Origin of the sequence: Pseudomonas sediminis, assembly GCF_002741105.1 — a bacterium.
In the GTDB taxonomy this organism is placed as follows: Bacteria; Pseudomonadota; Gammaproteobacteria; order Pseudomonadales; family Pseudomonadaceae; genus Aquipseudomonas; species Aquipseudomonas sediminis.
On sequence record NZ_NIQU01000004.1, the window covers coordinates 336,734 to 355,307 of the forward strand.

Genomic DNA, 18,574 nt, shown 5'->3' on the forward strand with positions numbered 1-18,574 from the left:
AAGAAAAAAGCATACGCCCGCATTTAGCGGGCGTTTGTGGGTGGGCCGGGGTTATTCCAGGCCGTATTGCTCCAACTCGCTGTCATCGTCCTCCAGGCCAGTCATGCCCGGAGCGCTGCCCATGGCGAAGGCCATGAACTCTTGCACGCTCATGACCTTGCCATTGAAGGTCACCTTGTCATCGGCGTAGGCCAGCGAGCCGCGCAGGGCATTGCCATCTTCCACTACCCACTGCGAGGCCAGCGCCATGCCGCTGAACATCTCGGTCATCATTTGCGCCTGCTGGGCAATGGCTTGCGAGTCGACATCGCCACTGGCTGCACCTTCCAGAGTGCCCTGAACCGTAGCCAGGTCGCTGATCACCGCCTTGTCCAGCTTGATATCGGCCTGCAGCGTAGCCAGTGCGCTCTGTGCCATTTCCTGCGGGCTGCTGGCATCTTCTGCCGGCTTACGCAGGCTGAACGACAACGCGGCCTTGCCTTCGCCGCTGGCAGTGTTCAGCGAGAACTCGTCCAGGGCTAGCACCGGAGCACCTTCCAACAGGGCCAGGGCGAGACCTTTGAATTCTTCCTCGGTGTCGCTGCCGGCCTCCTGGCCTTCCAAGCTGCTCAGTAACAGCTGGTTATAGGCGTCCTTGAGCGCCTTGAACGCGACCTCGTCGAGGTGGCGGGCGCTGACGGCCAGCTTCACGCCGCCAACGCTCTGCTCCTGCACCCGCACCAGACCAACGCGATAGGCGACGGTCTGATCCAGGCTGCTGCCGTTTTGGGTCAGGGCTTCTTCGATCACTGCGTCCTGCAGTTCGATCTGCTGATCCGACGAAGACTGGATCGTCACGCGCTTGATCGTGGCCGAGCTGGGGCCCAAGGCAAAGCCGTTGGCGTTTTCCTGTTTGTCGGCCTGCAGGCTGAGGTCACGCAGCTGCACGCTGACCGGACCACCGCTGTCGCTCTCGGCGAAGTTGAAATCCATCTCGGCCAACTGCCCGCTGGCGCTGATGTGCTTCCTGTCGCTGGAGCCGCTGAAGTCCATGCTGGCCGGGGACGTGCGCAGGGTGCCTGCGGCGTGAGTGTGCTGCAGCGCAGCCAAGTCGATGCGACCACTCTGGCTCTGGTCGTAGTTCAGCGCGACTTCACCGGTGAGCGGCGATTTGCCACCGGCCGCTTCGAACAGCGGCGCGGTCAGCTCATTCTGCTCCAGGCTGAAGTGGCTCTGCGCCATGACCGGGGCGAGCTTGCCGGCTGCCAGCCGCGAGGGCGGAAACGGCCCGTGCTCGAGGTTGTCGCTAAAGGCCAGGGTCAGCGGCGCCGCGTCGGCGTCGACAGAAAAACTGAGGGTGTAGCGAGCACGGCTGGAAAAGATGCCCTGCTCGAACTCGACCAGTTGCATCTGGCCCTTGAGGTACGGTGCCTCCTGCGCCAGCGAGGCGTTGGCCTGGCTGATGGCAGCGTGCAGTTGCTGTTCGACCAGCGTGCCGGTGTACCAGGCGCCGGCAACGGAGGCGCCGACGATGGCGAGGGGAATGGCAATGGCCAGGGTGATCTTGTTCATGCTGAGTCCTTGCGTGTGTGGCCGTACGGGCGCGTCCTGTCGACCGATTTTGCGTTGGGCGGCGGATCTTAACAGGCGCATTGCCACCACTCCACAGGGTGAGGTGATAGCGATCACAGTTGGCAGCAATTGCCGCCAGGCGTCGATTCTGCGGCCACGCCCGGTCGGTCGTTCAGCGACTCAGTGCTCCGAGCCGCCACGCTTGAGCAACTGCTTGCAGCGCTCGGACAAGTGCACCACACGAAGATGTTTGCCCGCACGCTCGTAGCGCTCGCGCAGTGTCTTCAGCGCAGCGATGGCGGAGTAGTCGACGAAGCTCAGGTGGCGGCAGTCTAGGGTTACCTGCTGCGGGTCATCAGCCGGCTCGAATTGCGCCAGGAAGGTGGTGCAGGAGGCGAAGAACAGGGTGCCGTGGGCGCGGTAGAGCTTGCTGCCGTCGGCCTGCATATCGCTGTCGGCATACAGTTCACGGGCGTGCTGCCAGGCGAAGTTGAGCGCGGCGATGACGATACCGCAGAGCACGGCGGTAGCCAGGTCGGTGGCGACGGTGATGGCGGTCACCGCGACGATCACCAGCACATCGTTCGCCGGCACCTTGCCGGCGACGCGCAGCGAGCCCCAGGCGAAGGTCTGCTGCGCCACCACGAACATCACGCCGACCAGCGCCGCCAGCGGGATGCGCTCGATCAGCGGCGAGAGGAACAGCACGAAGAGCAGGATCATCACCCCGGCGACCACGCCGGACAGTCGCCCGCGGCCGCCGGAGCCAAGGTTGATCACGGTCTGACCGATCATCGCGCAGCCACCCATGCCGCCGAATGCGCCGGAAACCATGTTGGCCGCGCCGAGGGCGACACATTCGCGATCCGGGTGGCCGCGCGTGGCAGTGATTTCGTCGGTGAGGTTCAGGGTCAGCAGGGTCTCCAGCAGGCCGACCAGGGCCATCAACACGGCGTAGGGGGCGATAATGATCAGGGTGTCCAGCGTCCAGGGAATGTCCGGCAGCACCAGGCTCGGCAGTCCGCCGGCGATCTGCGCCATGTCGCCCAGGGTGTGCGTGGGCAGATCCAGCAGATAGACCAGCGCACCGATGCCGAGGATCGCCACCAGCGCCGGCGGTACGGCGCGGGTCAGGCGCGGCAGCAGGTAGACGATGAGCATGGTCAGCGCCACCAGACCGAGCATCAGGTACAACGCGTTGCCCTGTAGCCAGTGGCCGTCATGCTGGAAGTGCTCGAACTGGGCCAGGGCGATGATGATCGCCAGGCCGTTGACGAAACCCAGCATCACCGGATGCGGCACCATGCGGATCAGCTTGCCCAGGCGCAGCAAGCCGAACGCCAGCATGATCAGGCCACCGAGCAGCACTGTGGCCAGCAGGTACTGCACGCCGTGCTGCACCACCAGGGCGACGATCACCACCGCCATCGAGCCGGCGGCGCCGGAAATCATCCCCGGCCGGCCACCGAACAGGGCGGTGAGGCTGCAGATGATGAAGGCGCCGTACAGGCCCATCAGCGGGTTGACCTGGGCTACCAGGGCAAAGGCGATGCACTCGGGCACCAGGGCGAAGGACGAAGTCAGGCCGGCCAGCAGGTCAGCGCGTAGGGAGGCGGGTTTCATGGCGAGGTAAGCGGATGGAGAAGGGGCGCGCATGGTAACGCCCGAGCCCACCGCCGTCATGCACCTGCGCTGAGTTCTGCCGCGCAAGGGCTGGCCTTGCGCGGCAGACGGCCGATCAGGCCAGAATCAGCGATACAAGGCGCACAGCGGCTCGATCTTGTCGCCTTTGACGTAGGAGAAGCTCAGTTTGTGGCCTTCGATCTCCATGCCCAGCTCCATGGTCTTGGCATTGAACGCCAGTACCTGCAGATCGAAGCTCTGGTAGGGCGAGGTGATGTGGATCGTCTGGCCATCCTCGCTGAGGCGATAGTCAGAGACTTCCACCTCCCGATCGCCCGGCTCTGCGCAATTGAACGGATGCAGGTCGCTCTTGCCATCGGCCTTGAACTCCACCACGTTGGCGATGCCATTGTTCAGCGGTGTCATGGCCCAGATGCCGAGCAGTTGCTCCTGGCTATCGACCTTGGCGGCGTTGGCCAAGGCGTTCGCGCTCGAGGCAACGGCAAGCAGGGAGACGAATAGCAGTTTGCTCATGGGATTTCCTTATCAGGTAATGGAGCACGCTCACAGCGAACGAGCGGCGCAGATGCTACTGACTTTCAGGTGCTTTGTGGGCACGGATGACGCAGATGCCACCTCGTCGATCACCGGACAATCGCCACGAAAAAGCCGCTGAAGGGTCGTCCTCCAGCGGCTTTATCATCGCCTGTCAGTGACCGTGCGCCGGGCTTTGCTCTGCGTGCGACTGAGCCGGGGCGAACTTGGAAAGGACGTGGTCCTTCATCCCGCGTGCCAGTTCTTCCTCATCGAAGAACACCTCGCCGAAACCTTCGCGGCGGAAGATTTCCACCGCATCGGCGCTGTGCGTACGGATCACGACTTCTACCTGCGGGTTCAGCGCCCGCGCAGTTTCGACCATGCGCTGCACGTTCAGCGGATCGGGCGTGGCGATCACCAGCATCGATGCCTTGGCGATGTGCGCCTGGATCAGCGTACCCGGCTCGGCCGAGTCACCGCTGACCGCGGCGATGCCCTGACCACGGATCTGCTCGACCCGCTCGCGATTCTGCTCGACCACGACGAAAGGAATGCCGCGCTCCAGCAAGGCCTTGGTAATACGTCGGCCGACTCGGCCGTAGCCAACCACCACCACTTGCCCCTCGAGGTACTTGCGCTCGGTGCTGGCCGGCAGCACCGCCAGCGGGTCTTCACGGAACTCAAGGCGTCGAGCCAGAGCTGAACGTCGCAGAGCCAGCTCTTTGATCGGTTTGATGCAGGCAAACACCAGCGGATTGAGGGCAATCGAGATCAGCGCGCCAGCCAGCACCAGGCTCATGCCCTCAGCCGACAGCAGGCCCAGGTCCTTGCCCAGCCCAGCGAGGATGAAGGAGAACTCGCCGATCTGCGCCAGACTCGCCGCCACGGTCAGGGCGGTGCTCAGGGGATAACGGAAAGCCAGAACCAGTAGCGCAGCTGCCAGGCCCTTGCCGACGATGATGATGGCCACCACGGCCAGAACACGCAGCGGCTCTTCGATCAGCACGGCCGGCTCGAACAACATGCCAACCGAGACGAAGAACAGCACCGAGAAAGCATCACGCAGCGGCAGCGACTCTTCAGCCGCACGGTGCGAGAGATCCGACTCGCGCATCACCGTACCCGCGAAGAAGGCGCCAAGCGCGAAAGACACATGAAACAGCACCGCTGCGCCATAGGCGATGCCAATGGCGGCGGCAACCACGGACAGTGTGAACAGCTCGCGCGAGCCGGTCTTGGCAATCTGCAGTAGCAACCAGGGCAGCACGCGGCGCCCGACCACCAGCATCAGTGCGATGAAAATAGCCACCTGCAGCAGCGTCATGCCCAGCACCTGCCACAGCGGCGTGCCGATATCGGCACCGACTACCTTGCCGCCGAGCATGCCAGCCAGTGGCGGCAGCAGTACCAATACCAGTACGGTGGCCAGGTCTTCCACCACCAGCCAGCCTACGGCGATGCGGCCATTCATCGAATCGGTGATGCCGCGCGTTTCCAATGCCTTGAGCAGCACCACGGTGCTGGCGCAGGACAGCGACAGCCCGAGCAACAGGCTCTCGCCGAAAGTCCAACCCCACCAACTGGCGACACCAAGACCGAGCACGGAGGCCATGCTCATCTGCACGACCGCGCCCGGCAGTGCGATCTTCTTCACCGCCAACAGGTCTTTCAGGGAGAAATGCAAACCGACGCCGAACATCAGCAGCATCACACCGATCTCGAGCAACTGCGGGGCCAGTTCCATGTCCGCAACGACACCAGGGGTCGCCGGACCCAGCGCGATACCCGCCAACAGATAACCCACCAACGCCGGCAGCTTCAGCTTTTCTGCGATAAAGCCAAAGATCAGAGCCAGGCCGAAGCCACCGGCCAACATGGTGATGAGGGATATGTTGTGCTCCATCGCACCTCCTGCTGAATCGAGTTTGCCTGCCACTGCACCTGCGCCGCGGCCATATATTTCTTTAAAGAATAAGAAGCGAGTCTTATATCACGCTTTCAACTCTCCAATTTTTTCACTCGGCTATTCATTCAGGCAGTGTTGTGCAAAGTATTGACTGGATGACTGCAGCGGCCGTCTTAGACGCGCTGCTGCCACGCACGCCATTCATCGGAAGACTCATGCCATGGCGGGCCCGGCGGATATCCGGCAACCTGGATACAAGCACAAGAAAGGAGTCCAGCCATGAGCAAGAACCTGCTAATCACTGGCGCCAGCCGAGGCATTGGTCGCGCAGCTGCCCTGCTGGCTGCCGCTGACGGCTGGGCAGTCGGCGTGAACTACCGCAATGACCGTGCCGCCGCCGATGAGGTGGTGGCGCAGATCGAGGCCATGGGCGGCAAGGCCGTCGCGCTGCCTGGCGACGTCGCCAATGAAGAGGACGTGCTGCGCCTGTTCAAGGCCATGGATCAATTCGGTCCGCTGCACGGCCTGGTGGTCAATGCCGGCATCGTCGCCCCGCCCATGCCGCTGCTGGACATGAGCAGCGAGCGGTTGCGCCGTATGTTCGAGGTCAACGTACTGGGCAGCTACCTCACCGCACGCGAGGGCGCCCGACGCATGGCCCGCAGCCGCGGTGGGGACGGGGGATCGATGGTGTTGGTGTCATCGGTAGCCGCCAGCCTTGGCTCACCCTTCGAATACGTCGACTATGCCGGCGCCAAAGGTGCCATGGATGTCCTGACCCGCGGCCTGGCCAAGGAGTTGGGCGGCGAGGGTGTACGGGTCAACGCCGTGCGCCCGGGGCTGATCGATACCGAGATTCACGCCAGCGGCGGCCAGCCGGATCGCGCCGAACGCCTGGGCAAGGCGACACCGCTGGGCCGCGCCGGCCGCGCCGAGGAAGTCGCCGAAGCCATCGTCTGGCTACTCGGTGACAAAGCCAGCTACACCACCGGCGCGCTGATCGATATCGCCGGCGGGCGTTGAGGCACAGCCACTATCCCTGCATACCCGGTGCGCACGGCGCACCCTAGGTGTCCGGCGCCAGGCAGGTGCGGCCTGCGCACCGCTGGCAATCCGTACGAATGTACGAGTGCTCAATCCCAGCGCGGCGCGAAGCCCGGGTTGGCGACGCGCTCGCCACGCTCCAGAGTGGTGATGGCGGCCATATCCTCTTCGCTCAAACGCAATTCGGCAGCGGCCAGATTGGCCGCCAGATTCTCACGCTTGGTCGAGGACGGAATCACCGCATAGCCCTGCTGCAGCGACCAGGCCAGGGCCACCTGCGCTGGGCTAGCGCCGTGGGCAGCGGCGATACGCTGGATCACCGGCTCGGCCAACACCTTGCCGTAGGCCAGCGGCATGTAGGCGGTGAGGTGGATGCCCTGCTGCCGGGCGAACTCCACCAACTTGCGGTTCTGCAGCAGCGGATGGATTTCCACCTGGTTGGTGGCGATCTCCTCCACACCCACCGCATCGATGGCCTCGCGCAAATGAACGATGGTGAAGTTGGACACGCCAATCGCTGCCGTCAGCCCCTGGCGCTTGGCCTCCAGCAGCTCACCCAGGTATTGCGCGACGGGAAGCTCATCGTTCGGCGACGGCCAGTGGATCAACGTCAGATCGACCCGCTCCAGGCCCAGACGCTGCAGGCTCTCCTGCAGACTGGGAACCACTCGGCCGTTGCCGAGGTTCTCGGTCCAGATCTTGGTGGTGACGAACAACTCATCCCGCGCCACGTTGCTGGCGGCGATGGACTGGCCGACCTCGGCCTCGTTGCCGTAGATCTGTGCCGTGTCGATATGCCGGTAACCCAGTTCCAAACCCGTACGCACCGAGTCGATAGCGATCTGATCCTTGAGGCGGAAGGTACCGAGGCCGAAGGGGGGAATGAATTTCATGACGAAGATCCTCACAGGTCGTGAATGGATGGCCGATCAGCAGACCGGCAGGGACTGAATGATTCGGCCTGACTCAACGGGTAAAAGTTGCAGGCCCGAGATAAAGGGCGAGCAGCAGACAGGCTTGCTGGGGAGCAGTATCCGCGCCAGACTCATGCGGAAAAATCTACCAAGCCAGCAAACACCTTTGACTGAAGAGCAACAATGAAGACCAGCCTGGAAGAAATGCTCGCCTTCGTCAGCGTGGTCGACTGTGGCTCGATCAGCGCCGCCGCCGAGCAGCTCGAACAAACCGCGTCCGGTGTCAGCCGTGCCCTCAGCCGGCTTGAGGAAAAACTCGCCGTCACCTTGCTACGCCGCACCACCCGGCGCCTGGAGCTGACCGAGGAGGGCGAAGTGTTCCTGGCCCAGGCGCGGCGCATCCTGGCCAGCGTCGAGGAAGCCGAGGAGCAGATGACCCTGCGCCGCCAGGCACCGTCCGGGCGCTTGCGCATCAACACCGCCTCGCCCTTCATGCTGCACGTGATCGTGCCGCTGATTGGCGATTTCCGTGCGCTCTATCCACAGATCGAACTGGAGTTGAACAGCGACGACCGCATCATCGACCTGCTGGAACGCCGCACCGACCTGGCCATTCGCATCGGCAACCTGCCAGACTCCAGCCTGCACGCCCGACCGCTTTACCACAGCCGCCGCCGCGTACTGGCCAGCCCCGATTACCTTCGCCGGCACGGCAACCCGATACGCACCGAAGACCTGGCCGGACACAGCCTGATCGGCTTCACCGAACCGGACAGCCTCAACGAATGGCCGCTGCGCCATGCCCTCGGCGAGCGCTGGCGCATCACCCCGAGCCTGCGGGCCTCCAGTGGCGACACGATCCTCGAACTGGCCCTGGCCGGCGAAGGCCTGGTGTGTCTGTCGGACTTCATGACCGATGCCACCCGCGCCAGCGGCGCGCTGGTGGAAGTACTGGCCGAGCAGCGCGTGGAGGTGCGCCAGCCGATCAACGCGGTGTACTACCGCAACACCGCGCTGGCGTCGCGCATCACCTGCTTTCTCGATTTTCTCAGCGAGCGACTGGGCAGCCCAACCTGAGACACAACGAAAAAGGGCGACTCTTTGAGTCGCCCTTTTTGCATCATCAGCCTGAGGTCACTGTGCAGCCTGCAGGCTCCACTCGGCCAGCTTCTGCTGCTTGTAGCTGAGCGCCGCAGCCGGCACCGGAGTGACCTTGCCAGTCTCCATCCAGCGCTTTAGGCGGTTGGCGTCGGCCATGTGGGTGTACTTGCCGAAGGCACCGAGCACCACGAACGCAACCGGGCGGTTAGCGATGGTGGTGGCCATCACCAGGCAACGGCCGGCAGCATTGGTGAAGCCGGTCTTGCTCAGGTTGATGTTCCAGTCCGCCTTGCGCACCAGTGCGTTGGTGTTGCGAAAGCCCAGCGTGTAGTTGGGCTTGCGGAAGGCCACGGTGGCTTCGGAGTCGGTGCTGAACTGGTGAATCAACGCATACTGGTTGGCCGCCTTGACCATCAGCGCCAGGTCGCGCGCGGTGGCGACATTCTGCTCGGAGAGGCCGGTGGGCTCGACGAAATGGCTGTTGTGCATGCCCAGTGCCTTGGCCTTGGCGTTCATCGCCGCAACGAAGGCGCCATGGCCGCCCGGATAATGGTGCGCAAGGCTGGCGGCGGCACGGTTCTCCGAGGACATCAACGCCAGGTGCAGCATCTCGCGGCGGGTGATCTCGCTGCCGATACGCACGCGGGAGAACACGCCCTGCATCTCATGGGTGTCGCGGATGGTGATTGGCAGCACCTCGTCCAGCGGCAGCTTGGCATCGAGCACCACCATGGCGGTCATCAGCTTGGTGACCGAGGCGACCGGCAGGCGCAGATCCGGATTACTGGAATAGAGCTCCTGGCCAGTCTTCAGGTCGATCAGCAATGCGCTACCAGCGGCCAGCTCCTGCTTGGGCTGGGCCGGCGCGGCCTGGAGGTTCGAAACAACAAGGCTGCCGCACAGCAGCAAGCCCAAAATCGAATGACGGAGTTTCACGGTTCACTTCACCGGTTGGAGTGTGGGGGCCGCTGGCAGACGTGGAAAACGACCGGTTAGAGCGGCGGCGACCAGTATAGAGACTCACGCTTGGCTATTGCAGTATGGCCCGATCAAACGGTTACTGCTGGCGAATCCAGCTCGGCCTGCAACCAGTCGACGAAACGCGCGGTCAGGCGCTGACGACGCTTGCGCTCGGGTAGTACCAGGTAATAGCCAAGTGCCGAATGCGCCTCGGCATCACCCAGACGACAGAGCAGCCCCTGAGCCAGAAGTTCATCCACCAGATGGCGCCAGCCGATGGCCACCCCTTGCCCGGCAATCGCCGCCTGGATCAACAGGGTGTAGTTGTCGAAGCGCAGCGCGCCGGGTGTAGGCAGGCTGGCGATACCCAGCGCGCGAAACAGACCATCCCAGTCGAACCAGCGCGAACGGTGCTCGGGCCGCAGGTGCAGCAACGGCAGGTCGACCAGCGCTGAGATCGGCAGCGGCGGCTGGCGCTCGCCGAGCAGCCGCGGGCTGCACACCGGGAACACCTCCTCGCGAAACAGCAAGTGTGCCTCGCCGTGCTTGAAACGGCCGTCACCGAAGCGGATCGCCACGTCGATGTCGCTGGGCACCGTGGCCGGGTCACGCTCGCTGGTGATCAGGCTGACGTCCACCTCCGGGTACAGGCGATTGAAGCGCTGCAGGCGTGGCATCAACCAGTAAGCGGCGAAGGCGAAGTCGGTGGCCACCTGCAGCACCTCATGCTGCTGCCGTGCAGTGACGGCGACGAGCCCGGCATCGAGGCTGGCCAGTCCCTCCTGCACATGAGCCAGCAACAGCTCACCGGCTTCGGTCAGCACGATGCCGCGATAGACGCGGTCGAACAGCCGCGTGGCCAGTTGCTGCTCCAGGCGCTTGATCTGCTGACTGATAGCCGGCTGGCTGCTGCCCAATTCACTGGCGGCGGCGGTGAAACTGAGCTGGCGCGCGGCCGACTCGAACACCCGCAACGCGTCGAGCGACAGTCCATCGATGGCTTTAAACATAAGCTCTGCTTATCCAAGGCATGTGTCGCAGCTGGGTTTACCCTACTATCTTTATACCGGAATCATGGAGCAAGCACTGTCGCATAAACCAACAGTATGGAATACCCGCCACCATGAAGCGCCCGAACATCCTCTTCATCATGGCCGACCAGATGGCCGCGCCGATCCTGCCACTGCACGATGCCGCCTCGCCGGTGCAGATGCCCAACCTGATGAAACTGGCCGAGCAGGCCGTGGTGTTCGACTCGGCCTACTGCAACAGCCCGCTCTGCGCGCCGTCGCGCTTCACCCTGGTCAGCGGGCGGCTGCCCTCGAAGATCGGCGCCTATGACAATGCCGCCGACTTCCCCGCCGACGTACCGACCTACGCCCACTACCTGCGCCGCCTCGGCTATCGCACGGCGCTGTCGGGCAAGATGCACTTCTGCGGCCCCGACCAGTTGCACGGCTACGAAGAACGCCTGACCAGCGACATCTACCCGGCCGACTACGGCTGGGCGGTGAACTGGGACGAGCCGGAGGTACGCGCCAGTTGGTACCACAACATGTCCTCGGTACTGCAGGCCGGCCCCTGCGTGCGCAGCAACCAGCTGGATTTCGACGAAGAGGTGGTGTTCAAGGCCCGTCAGTACCTCTACGACCATGTGCGCATGACCCCGGAGCAGCCGTTCTGCCTGACCGTGTCGATGACCCACCCGCATGACCCCTACACCATCCCGCGTGAGTACTGGGATCGCTACGAGGGCGTGGACATCCCCCTGCCGCGCCAACACCTCGAGCAGGCCGAGCAGGACCCGCACTCGCAGCGCATCCTCAAGGTCATCGACCTGTGGGACAAGCCACTGCCCGAGGACAAGATTCGCGACGCCCGCCGCGCCTATTTCGGCGCTTGCAGCTACATCGACGACAACATCGGCAAACTGCTGAAGACCCTCGAGGAATGCGGCCTGGCCGAAGACACCCTGATCGTCTTCTCCGGCGACCACGGCGACATGCTTGGCGAGCGCGGCCTCTGGTACAAGATGCACTGGTTCGAGATGTCCGCCCGCGTGCCGCTGTTGGTGCATGCGCCGAAGCGCTTCGCCGCGCATCGGGTCAGCCAGTCGGTTTCGACCCTCGATCTCTTGCCGACGCTGGTTGAACTGGCCGGCGGCCAGGTCGAGCAGGGGCTAGAGCTGGAGGGCCACTCGCTGCTGCCGCACCTGCAGGGCAAGGGCGGCCATGACGAAGTGCTCGGCGAGTACATGGCCGAAGGCACCGTCAGCCCGCTGATGATGATCCGCCGTGGTCCCTGGAAATTCGTCTATTCCGAGCAGGACCCGCTGTTGCTGTTCAATCTCGACAGCGACCCGCAGGAGCGCCGCAACCTCACCAACTGCAGCGAGCACAAAGGCATCCTCGCCGGCTTCCTGGCCGAGGCCCGCGAACGCTGGGACATCCCGGCGATCCACGCCGCCACCCTGGCCAGCCAGCGCCGCCGCCGATTTGTGGCTGAGGCCCTGAGCCAGGGCAAATTGACCAGTTGGGATCACCAGCCAATGGTCGACGCCAGCCAGCAGTACATGCGCAACCATATCGATCTCGATGACCTGGAGCGTCGCGCCCGTTTTCCCCAGGTATGAACCTTTGCCTACTGCCGCCCCCAAAACAGAAGAAAAAAGGAGAGACGCCATGAACCGATTCAGCGTGCTACTACTCACCGCAGCGCTCACCAGTGCCGGCAACGTCTGGGCCGAGGACGCCGCCTGCGCCACGGTCAAGCTGGGTGACCCGGGCTGGAGCGACATCGCCGTGACCAACGGCATCGCCAGCTTCCTGCTCGACGGCCTGGGCTACAAGGCGGAAAGCCAGACCCTGGCCGTGCCGATCATCTTTGCCGGCCTGCAGAAGGGCCAAGTCGACGTCTTCCTCGGCAACTGGATGCCGGCGCAGCAGAGCAACTACGACAAGTTCGTCGCCAGCGGCGAAGTGGACAAGCTGGCGCAGAACCTCGCAGGCACCGAGTACACCCTGGCGGTCCCGACCTATGCCTATGAGGCAGGGGTGAAGACCTTCGCCGATCTGGACAAGCACGCCGACAAGTTCGGCAAGAAACTCTACGGTATCGCCTCCGGCTCACCGGCCAACGAGTCGATCAAGCAGATGATCGCCGCCGACGAGTTCGGCCTGGGTGACTGGAAGCTGGTGGAGTCCAGCGAACAGGCGATGCTGGTGCAGGTCGGCCGCGCGGTGAAACGCGATCAGTTCGTGGTCTTCCTCGGCTGGACCCCGCACCCGATGAACGTGCAGTACGACATGAAGTACCTGAAAGGCGGCGAGAAATATTTCGGCGATAGCGGCGAGGTCAACACCCTGGCGCGCAAGGGCTACGCCGCACAGTGTCCCAACGTCGGCAAGCTGCTGAGCAACCTCGCCTTCACCCAGGAGATGGAAAACAGCATCATGGATCAGGTTCTGAGCAACCAGGCCAGCAACGACGCTGCGATCAAGGCCTGGCTGCAGGCCAACCCGCAGGTGCTCGATGGCTGGCTGGACGGCGTGACCACCCGCGACGGTGGCGACGGCCTGGCCGCCGTGAAGGCGCGACTTTGAATTAACCGCGGCAAGTGAGTAGGGTGGAGTCGCCCGCGGCCCACCCTCGACCCGAACCATGCGCCTACCTGACCGACAGACCCTGCTGCCGTTTCTCCGCTGGTTGCCTGGCACCAGCCGCAAGACCCTCGGCAATGACCTGCTGGTGGGCCTGACCGGCGCCATCCTGGCCCTGCCGCAGTCGCTGGCCTACGCGCTGATCGCCGGATTGCCGGCCGAATACGGCCTGTACGCGGCCATCGTGCCTGTGATCATCGCCTGCCTGTGGGGCTCGTCCTGGCACCTGATCTGCGGGCCGACCGCAGCCATCTCCATCGTCCTGTTCACCAGCGTCAGCCCCATGGCGCGCATCGGCAGCGACGAATTCATCGCCCTGATCCTGCTGCTGACCTTTCTCGCCGGGCTGTTCCAGTGGCTGCTCGGCCTGCTGCGCTTTGGCGCGCTGGTGAACTTCGTCTCGCAGTCAGTGGTGCTCGGTTTTACCCTCGGCGCGGCCCTGGTGATTGCCATCGGGCAGATGCCCAATCTGCTCGGCGTCGAAGTCGCCAGCCAACCCACGGCGCTGACCAGCCTGCTGCAGATCGGCCAGCACCTGCCGCAGGCGCACTGGCCCAGCGTGGCACTGGCGGCCTTCACCCTGCTGCTCAGCGTGGCCGTGCGCAAGTTCTGGCCAAAAGCGCCTGCACTGCTGATAGGCCTGGTCTGTGGCAGCCTGCTGGCCTGGTTGCTGCCCGCGCGCGTCACCGCTGACATCGCCCTGGTGGCGCCGTTCGAAGGTGGCCTGCCGCCTTTGACCCTGCTGAGCTTCGACCTCGACGACGTGTTGCGCCTGCTACCGGCAGCGGTAGCCTGCGGCATGCTCGGGCTGGTCACCAGCCTGTCCATCGCCCGCGCGCTCGCGGTGAAATCGCACCAGTTCCTGGATGCCAACCAGGAAGTGCGCGCCCAGGGGCTGTCGAACATGCTCGGGCCGTGGTTTTCCGCGTCGCTGTCGGCCGGCTCCTTCACCCGCTCGGCGCTGAACCTGCAGGCCGGCGCACGCACGCCGCTAGCTGGGGTGTTCTCGGCGCTGCTGGTGGCGCTGTTCGCGGTGTTCGGTACGGCACTGCTGACGCATATCCCGTTGCCGGTGATGGCCGCCGGTATCCTGCTGATCTGCTGGGGCCTGGTGGATCTGCCGGCGATTCGGGCGCTGCGCAAGGTCAGTCGCGCCGAGTTCGTGGTGATGCTGCTGACCTTCGTCGCCACCCTGGTGCTGGAGCTGCAGACGGCGATCTACGCCGGCGTGCTGGCCTCACTGTTCTTCTACCTCAAGCGCACCTCGCAGCCGCGCGTACGCCTGTGGCACGACGGCGACGACGAGGTGCTGCGCATCGACGGCTCGATCTTCTTCGGCGCCTGCCAGTACATCCAGCAATTGCTGCAGCGCAGCCGCGGACAGCGCCTGGTAATCGACGCGCGGCACATCAACTTCATCGACTACGCAGGCGTGGAGATGCTGCACCAGGAGGCGCGCCGCCTGCAGGCGCTAAAACGCAGCCTGGTGCTGCGTCAGGCACGGCCGCAGGTGGTGGAAGAAATCCTCAAACTGGAAGGCGCCGAGCGCTGCCCGGTGTTGTTCGAGGATTGAGTGACCGGCGCCACAGCCGTAGGGTGGCGCTCATCACGAGCGATGGAAGACTCAGCCGGCCAGTTGGCGACGCAGCTCGGCCAGCACCGGCGCAGTGTCCGGGCGTACGCCGCGCCACAACTCGAATGCCTCGGCGGCCTGCTCGACCAGCATGCCCAGGCCATCCAGGCAGCGCACCGCGCCCTGCTCGGCGGCCCAACGGTTGAAGGCGGTCGGTTCCTTGGCGTACATCATGTCGTAGCAGAGGGTATGACCGGACTGGATCAGGCTCGGCGCAATCGGCGGCAACTCACCACCGAGACTGGCGGAAGTGCCGTTGACGATCAGGTCCACCGGCGCATCGATCCAGTCGAAGCCAGCGGCGACCAGCGGGCCGAGATCAGCGAATTCACGCACCAGTTGCTCGGCCTTGGCCACGGTACGGTTGGCGATCACCAGCACCGCCGGCTTCTGCGCCAGGAAGGGCTCGAGCACGCCACGCACAGCGCCCCCGGCACCGAGCAGCAACACGCGCTTGCCCGCCAGGCTGAAGCTAGCGTTGTCCTGCAGGTCGCGGGTCAGGCCGGCACCATCGGTGTTGTCACCCAGCAGGCGACCGTCCTCGAGTTTCTTCAGCGTGTTCACCGCACCGGCGCGGCGCGCACGCTCGGTGAGTGCGTCGCAGAGGCGGAAAGCCTCCTCCTTGAACGGCACGGTGACGTTGCCGCCCAGACCGTCGGCGAAGAAGGCGCGGGCATTGCCAGTGAAATCGTCCAGCGGAGCCAGGCGTGCCTGGTAGTCGAGCACCTGGCCAGTCTGCTCGGCGAACAGGCGGTGGATCAGCGGTGATTTGCTGTGGCCGATGGGGTTGCCGAAGACGCAGTAGCGGTCCATGGAAAATCCTGTTTGTGTAGGAGCCAGCTTGCTGGCGATTCGCTCTGAGGCCAGATCGCCCGCAAGCGGGCTGCTACGGGGAAATGGCGCCAGTTCGTAGCCCGGATGAAATCCGGGAGCGGTCGATAAGTGCCCCGGATTGCATCCGGGCTACGCGAAAAAGCTTATGCCAGCCAATCACGATCAGTCAGGAAATACTCGGTCAGGCGAGCTTCCTCGCTGCCCGGCTCGGGCTTCCAGTCATAGCCCCAGCGCACATGTGGTGGCAGCGACATGAGGATCGACTCGGTACGCCCGCCGGACTGCAGGCCGAATAGCGTGCCACGGTCGAACACCAGGTTGAACTCGACGTAGCGGCCACGGCGGAAGGCCTGGAACTCGCGCTCGCGCTCACCGAACGACGTCAGCTTGCGGCGCTGGACGATGGGCAGGTAGGCCTGGATATAGGCATCGCCAATGGCACGCATGAAGGCGAAGCTGGTATCGAAATCCCACTCGTTGAGGTCGTCGAAGAACAGACCACCGATGCCGCGCGGCTCGCCACGATGCTTGAGGTGGAAGTAGCGATCGCACCAGGCCTTGAACTTGGGATAGACCTCGGCACCGAACGGCGCGCAGGCATCGTGCGCGACCTGGTGCCAGTGCACGCAGTCTTCTTCATTGGCGTAGTAGGGCGTGAGGTCGAAACCACCGCCGAACCACCACACCGGCTCTTCGCCTTCCTTCTCGGCGCTGAAGAAACGCACGTTGGCGTGCGAGGTCGGCACGTAGGGGTTTTCCGGGTGGATCACCAGCGACACACCGAGTGCCTGAAAGCCGCGCCCTGCGAGCTCGGGACGATGGGCGCTGGCCGAGGGCGGCAGGCTGTCGCCGAACACGTGGGAGAAATTCACTCCGCCTTTTTCGATCAGCGCGCCGTTCTCGATCACCCGCGTGCGACCGCCACCACCGGCCGGACGCTGCCAGGCGTCCTCGGCGAACACAGCCTGGCCGTCTTCGGCTTGCAGGGCGGAGCAGATGCGGTCTTGCAGGTCGAGCAGGTAGGCCTTCACGGCCTCGGTACGGTCAGTCACGGCGGCACCTTGAACAGAGAGCAGGTCGAAATCGGCGGGCAGCATAGCATTCACCCAGGCACATCCGCAGTTGACGTCGGTCAAACGAGACGATTGGATAGACCCTTTCGCCGTTAGCAGCGGCTCGAGCAGACAAGGAATCCGAGATGGCCAAACGTATTGAGTTCAGCCAGCACGGCGGCAGCGACGTGCTGCAATACCGTGACTATCAGCCGGCAGCGCCAGGCACGCGCGAAGTACGGGTCGCCAACCAGGCCATCGGCCTGAACTTCATCGACACCTATTTCCGCAGCGGCCTGTATCAACCACCGGCGTTGCCGTCGAGCCTGGGTACCGAAGGTGCCGGCGTGGTCGAAGCTGTCGGCAGCGAGGTCGAAGGCTTCAAAGTCGGCGATCGCGTCGCCTACGCCACCGGCCCGCTGGGTGCCTACAGCGAGCTGCATGTACTGCCCGCCGACAAGCTGGTGAAACTGCCGGATAGCATTAGCTTCGAGCAGGCCGCGGCGGTAATGCTCAAGGGCCTGACCGTGCAGTACCTGCTGCGTCAGACCTACGAGCTCAAGGGTGGCGAAACCATCCTCTTCCATGCCGCTGCTGGTGGCGTCGGCTCCTTCGCCTGCCAATGGGCAAAGGCGCTGGGCGTGAATCTGATCGGCACCGTCAGCTCGGCGGAGAAGGCCGCGCGGGCCAAGGAGCAGGGCGCCTGGGCGACCATCGATTACAGCCATGAGAACGTCGTGCAGCGGGTCCTGGAGCTGACCGAGGGAGCCAAGTGCCCGGTGGTCTACGACGGCGTCGGCAAGGACACCTGGGAAACTTCGCTGGACTGCGTGGCGCCACGCGGCCTGCTGGTCAGCTTCGGCAATGCATCTGGCGCGGTAACCGGGGTGAACCTGGGCATTCTGGCGCAGAAGGGCTCGCTCTACGTCACTCGTCCGACCCTGGCCGGCTACGCCACCAGCGCACAGCGTCTGCAGGCCATGGCCGATGATCTGTTCGGCATGATCGCCAGCGGCAAGCTGCAGGTGGAAATCAGCAACCGCTACGCACTGAAGGACGCTGCCGCCGCGCAAGACGCACTGAGTTCACGGCAGACCACTGGCTCGACCATTTTGCTGCCGTAAAAACAGTCGCGGCTAAACCCCCTCCCACAGCTGCCACAATCGTGGGAGGGGCTTTAGCCGCGAGCATTGGCCAGTCAGGACGGGCGAATCACATCGCCCGTGCGCAGGTCACGAATCAGGCTGGGGTTCTTGCGCCCGCCCAGAGCGCCGCCGAGCACCTTGTCCAGCTCACCGGGGAAGTACTGCTCGACGCGCAGGCGCGAACGCGCCGAAGGGCGCCCAGCCGGGTTGGCCGAGGTAGAAATCAGCGGCCCGGTGTAGCGGCACAACGCACCTACCAACGGATGATCACTGACGCGCAGGGCAACGCTGTCGTGCTCGCCCGTGACCCACTCGGGTAGACGATTCTGATGCGGCACCAGCCAAGTATTCGGCCCTGGCCAGCTGCCGGCCAGGCGCTCCTGCCAGACCTCGGGCAGATCATCGAGAAGAAAGTCGAACTGTTCGATGTCATCGGCAACCAGAATCAGCCCCTTGCGCATCGGCCGCTCCTTGAGCGCCAAAAGACGATACACCGCCTCTTCGTTCCAAGGATCGCAGCCCAGGCCCCAGACTGCCTCGGTCGGGTAGGCGATCACGCCGCCCTCACGTACCACTCGCGCCGTTTGCTGTATCTGCCAGTTGCTGGCCATCGCC

At 64.3% G+C, this 18,574-nt stretch carries 16 protein-coding genes; 6 read left to right on the forward strand and 10 right to left on the reverse strand.

Annotated elements, in window-relative coordinates:
- Nucleotides 1–51: 51 nt before the first annotated feature.
- From CDO35_RS12195 to CDO35_RS12210, 4 genes are all read right to left on the reverse strand, one after another.
- Nucleotides 52–1,551, reverse strand: coding sequence for a YdgA family protein (locus CDO35_RS12195; protein ID WP_099524998.1), 1,500 nt, complete (start codon nucleotides 1,549–1,551; stop codon nucleotides 52–54).
- A 180-nt stretch (nucleotides 1,552–1,731) separates the two neighbouring features.
- Nucleotides 1,732–3,174 (reverse strand): SulP family inorganic anion transporter, encoded by a 1,443-nt coding sequence (locus tag CDO35_RS12200; protein ID WP_099524999.1) that lies wholly within the window; start codon nucleotides 3,172–3,174, stop codon nucleotides 1,732–1,734.
- Nucleotides 3,175–3,300: 126 nt separating this feature from the next.
- Complete coding sequence (locus CDO35_RS12205) at nucleotides 3,301–3,708, reverse strand: hypothetical protein (protein ID WP_099525000.1); 408 nt, start codon at nucleotides 3,706–3,708, stop codon at nucleotides 3,301–3,303.
- A 175-nt stretch (nucleotides 3,709–3,883) separates the two neighbouring features.
- The gene (locus CDO35_RS12210) at nucleotides 3,884–5,614 is read right to left on the reverse strand and encodes a cation:proton antiporter domain-containing protein (RefSeq protein ID WP_099525001.1); all 1,731 of its coding nucleotides are present in this window, start codon (nucleotides 5,612–5,614) and stop codon (nucleotides 3,884–3,886) included.
- A gap of 282 nt (nucleotides 5,615–5,896) precedes the next feature.
- Here CDO35_RS12210 and CDO35_RS12215 point away from each other — a divergent pair, with 282 nt between their 5' ends.
- Nucleotides 5,897–6,640, forward strand: coding sequence for an SDR family oxidoreductase (locus CDO35_RS12215; RefSeq protein WP_099525002.1), 744 nt, complete (start codon nucleotides 5,897–5,899; stop codon nucleotides 6,638–6,640).
- Between the two features lie 110 nt (nucleotides 6,641–6,750).
- Here the strand turns inward: CDO35_RS12215 and dkgB are convergent, their stop codons facing one another.
- Nucleotides 6,751–7,554, reverse strand: coding sequence for a 2,5-didehydrogluconate reductase DkgB (gene dkgB, locus CDO35_RS12220; protein WP_099525003.1), 804 nt, complete (start codon nucleotides 7,552–7,554; stop codon nucleotides 6,751–6,753).
- 204 nt (nucleotides 7,555–7,758) lie between these two features.
- On the opposite strand from dkgB, the gene CDO35_RS12225 reads away from it, so the two are divergent.
- Entirely contained in the window at nucleotides 7,759–8,652 is an 894-nt protein-coding gene (locus CDO35_RS12225) for a LysR family transcriptional regulator (RefSeq protein ID WP_099525004.1), read from the forward strand.
- Nucleotides 8,653–8,709: 57 nt separating this feature from the next.
- Here CDO35_RS12225 and pbpG read toward each other — a convergent pair whose 3' ends face one another.
- Nucleotides 8,710–9,612 (reverse strand): D-alanyl-D-alanine endopeptidase, encoded by a 903-nt coding sequence (gene pbpG / locus CDO35_RS12230; protein ID WP_099525005.1) that lies wholly within the window; start codon nucleotides 9,610–9,612, stop codon nucleotides 8,710–8,712.
- A gap of 113 nt (nucleotides 9,613–9,725) precedes the next feature.
- The gene (locus tag CDO35_RS12235) at nucleotides 9,726–10,646 is read right to left on the reverse strand and encodes a choline sulfate utilization transcriptional regulator (RefSeq protein ID WP_099525006.1); all 921 of its coding nucleotides are present in this window, start codon (nucleotides 10,644–10,646) and stop codon (nucleotides 9,726–9,728) included.
- 113 nt (nucleotides 10,647–10,759) lie between these two features.
- On the opposite strand from CDO35_RS12235, the gene betC reads away from it, so the two are divergent.
- Genes betC through CDO35_RS12250 form a run of 3 tightly spaced genes read left to right on the forward strand, consistent with a single transcriptional unit; the run spans nucleotide 10,760 to nucleotide 14,868 of the window.
- Entirely contained in the window at nucleotides 10,760–12,268 is a 1,509-nt protein-coding gene (gene betC / locus CDO35_RS12240) for a choline-sulfatase (protein WP_099525007.1), read from the forward strand.
- A 49-nt stretch (nucleotides 12,269–12,317) separates the two neighbouring features.
- Entirely contained in the window at nucleotides 12,318–13,238 is a 921-nt protein-coding gene (choX, locus tag CDO35_RS12245; RefSeq protein WP_099525008.1) for a choline ABC transporter substrate-binding protein, read from the forward strand.
- A gap of 58 nt (nucleotides 13,239–13,296) precedes the next feature.
- Nucleotides 13,297–14,868 (forward strand): SulP family inorganic anion transporter, encoded by a 1,572-nt coding sequence (locus CDO35_RS12250; protein WP_099525009.1) that lies wholly within the window; start codon nucleotides 13,297–13,299, stop codon nucleotides 14,866–14,868.
- 51 nt (nucleotides 14,869–14,919) lie between these two features.
- Here the strand turns inward: CDO35_RS12250 and aroE are convergent, their stop codons facing one another.
- Together aroE and hemF are read right to left on the reverse strand one after the other, a co-directional pair.
- A complete protein-coding gene (gene aroE, locus CDO35_RS12255) occupies nucleotides 14,920–15,741 on the reverse strand; it encodes a shikimate dehydrogenase (RefSeq protein ID WP_099525010.1) in 822 nt (273 codons plus the stop codon).
- 164 nt (nucleotides 15,742–15,905) lie between these two features.
- Nucleotides 15,906–16,814, reverse strand: coding sequence for an oxygen-dependent coproporphyrinogen oxidase (gene hemF / locus CDO35_RS12260; RefSeq protein WP_099525170.1), 909 nt, complete (start codon nucleotides 16,812–16,814; stop codon nucleotides 15,906–15,908).
- 146 nt (nucleotides 16,815–16,960) lie between these two features.
- Here hemF and CDO35_RS12265 point away from each other — a divergent pair, with 146 nt between their 5' ends.
- Nucleotides 16,961–17,938, forward strand: coding sequence for an NADPH:quinone reductase (locus CDO35_RS12265; protein WP_099525011.1), 978 nt, complete (start codon nucleotides 16,961–16,963; stop codon nucleotides 17,936–17,938).
- Between the two features lie 74 nt (nucleotides 17,939–18,012).
- Here the strand turns inward: CDO35_RS12265 and tsaC are convergent, their stop codons facing one another.
- Nucleotides 18,013–18,570: an L-threonylcarbamoyladenylate synthase type 1 TsaC gene (gene tsaC, locus CDO35_RS12270; protein ID WP_099525012.1), complete on the reverse strand. Its 558-nt coding sequence runs from the start codon at nucleotides 18,568–18,570 to the stop codon at nucleotides 18,013–18,015.
- Between the last annotated feature and the right edge of the window lie 4 nt (nucleotides 18,571–18,574).

Bases quoted from the DNA above. Each gene is read 5' to 3' on its own strand.
- CDO35_RS12195 (WP_099524998.1), bottom strand. From the start codon at position 1,551: ATGAACAAGATCACCCTGGCCATTGCCATTCCCCTCGCCATCGTCGGC.
- CDO35_RS12200 (WP_099524999.1), bottom strand. From the start codon at position 3,174: ATGAAACCCGCCTCCCTACGCGCTGACCTGCTGGCCGGCCTGACTTCG.
- CDO35_RS12205 (WP_099525000.1), bottom strand. From the start codon at position 3,708: ATGAGCAAACTGCTATTCGTCTCCCTGCTTGCCGTTGCCTCGAGCGCG.
- CDO35_RS12210 (WP_099525001.1), bottom strand. From the start codon at position 5,614: ATGGAGCACAACATATCCCTCATCACCATGTTGGCCGGTGGCTTCGGC.
- CDO35_RS12215 (WP_099525002.1), top strand. From the start codon at position 5,897: ATGAGCAAGAACCTGCTAATCACTGGCGCCAGCCGAGGCATTGGTCGC.
- dkgB (WP_099525003.1), bottom strand. From the start codon at position 7,554: ATGAAATTCATTCCCCCCTTCGGCCTCGGTACCTTCCGCCTCAAGGAT.
- CDO35_RS12225 (WP_099525004.1), top strand. From the start codon at position 7,759: ATGAAGACCAGCCTGGAAGAAATGCTCGCCTTCGTCAGCGTGGTCGAC.
- CDO35_RS12235 (WP_099525006.1), bottom strand. From the start codon at position 10,646: ATGTTTAAAGCCATCGATGGACTGTCGCTCGACGCGTTGCGGGTGTTC.
- betC (WP_099525007.1), top strand. From the start codon at position 10,760: ATGAAGCGCCCGAACATCCTCTTCATCATGGCCGACCAGATGGCCGCG.
- choX (WP_099525008.1), top strand. From the start codon at position 12,318: ATGAACCGATTCAGCGTGCTACTACTCACCGCAGCGCTCACCAGTGCC.
- CDO35_RS12250 (WP_099525009.1), top strand. From the start codon at position 13,297: ATGCGCCTACCTGACCGACAGACCCTGCTGCCGTTTCTCCGCTGGTTG.
- aroE (WP_099525010.1), bottom strand. From the start codon at position 15,741: ATGGACCGCTACTGCGTCTTCGGCAACCCCATCGGCCACAGCAAATCA.
- CDO35_RS12265 (WP_099525011.1), top strand. From the start codon at position 16,961: ATGGCCAAACGTATTGAGTTCAGCCAGCACGGCGGCAGCGACGTGCTG.
- tsaC (WP_099525012.1), bottom strand. From the start codon at position 18,570: ATGGCCAGCAACTGGCAGATACAGCAAACGGCGCGAGTGGTACGTGAG.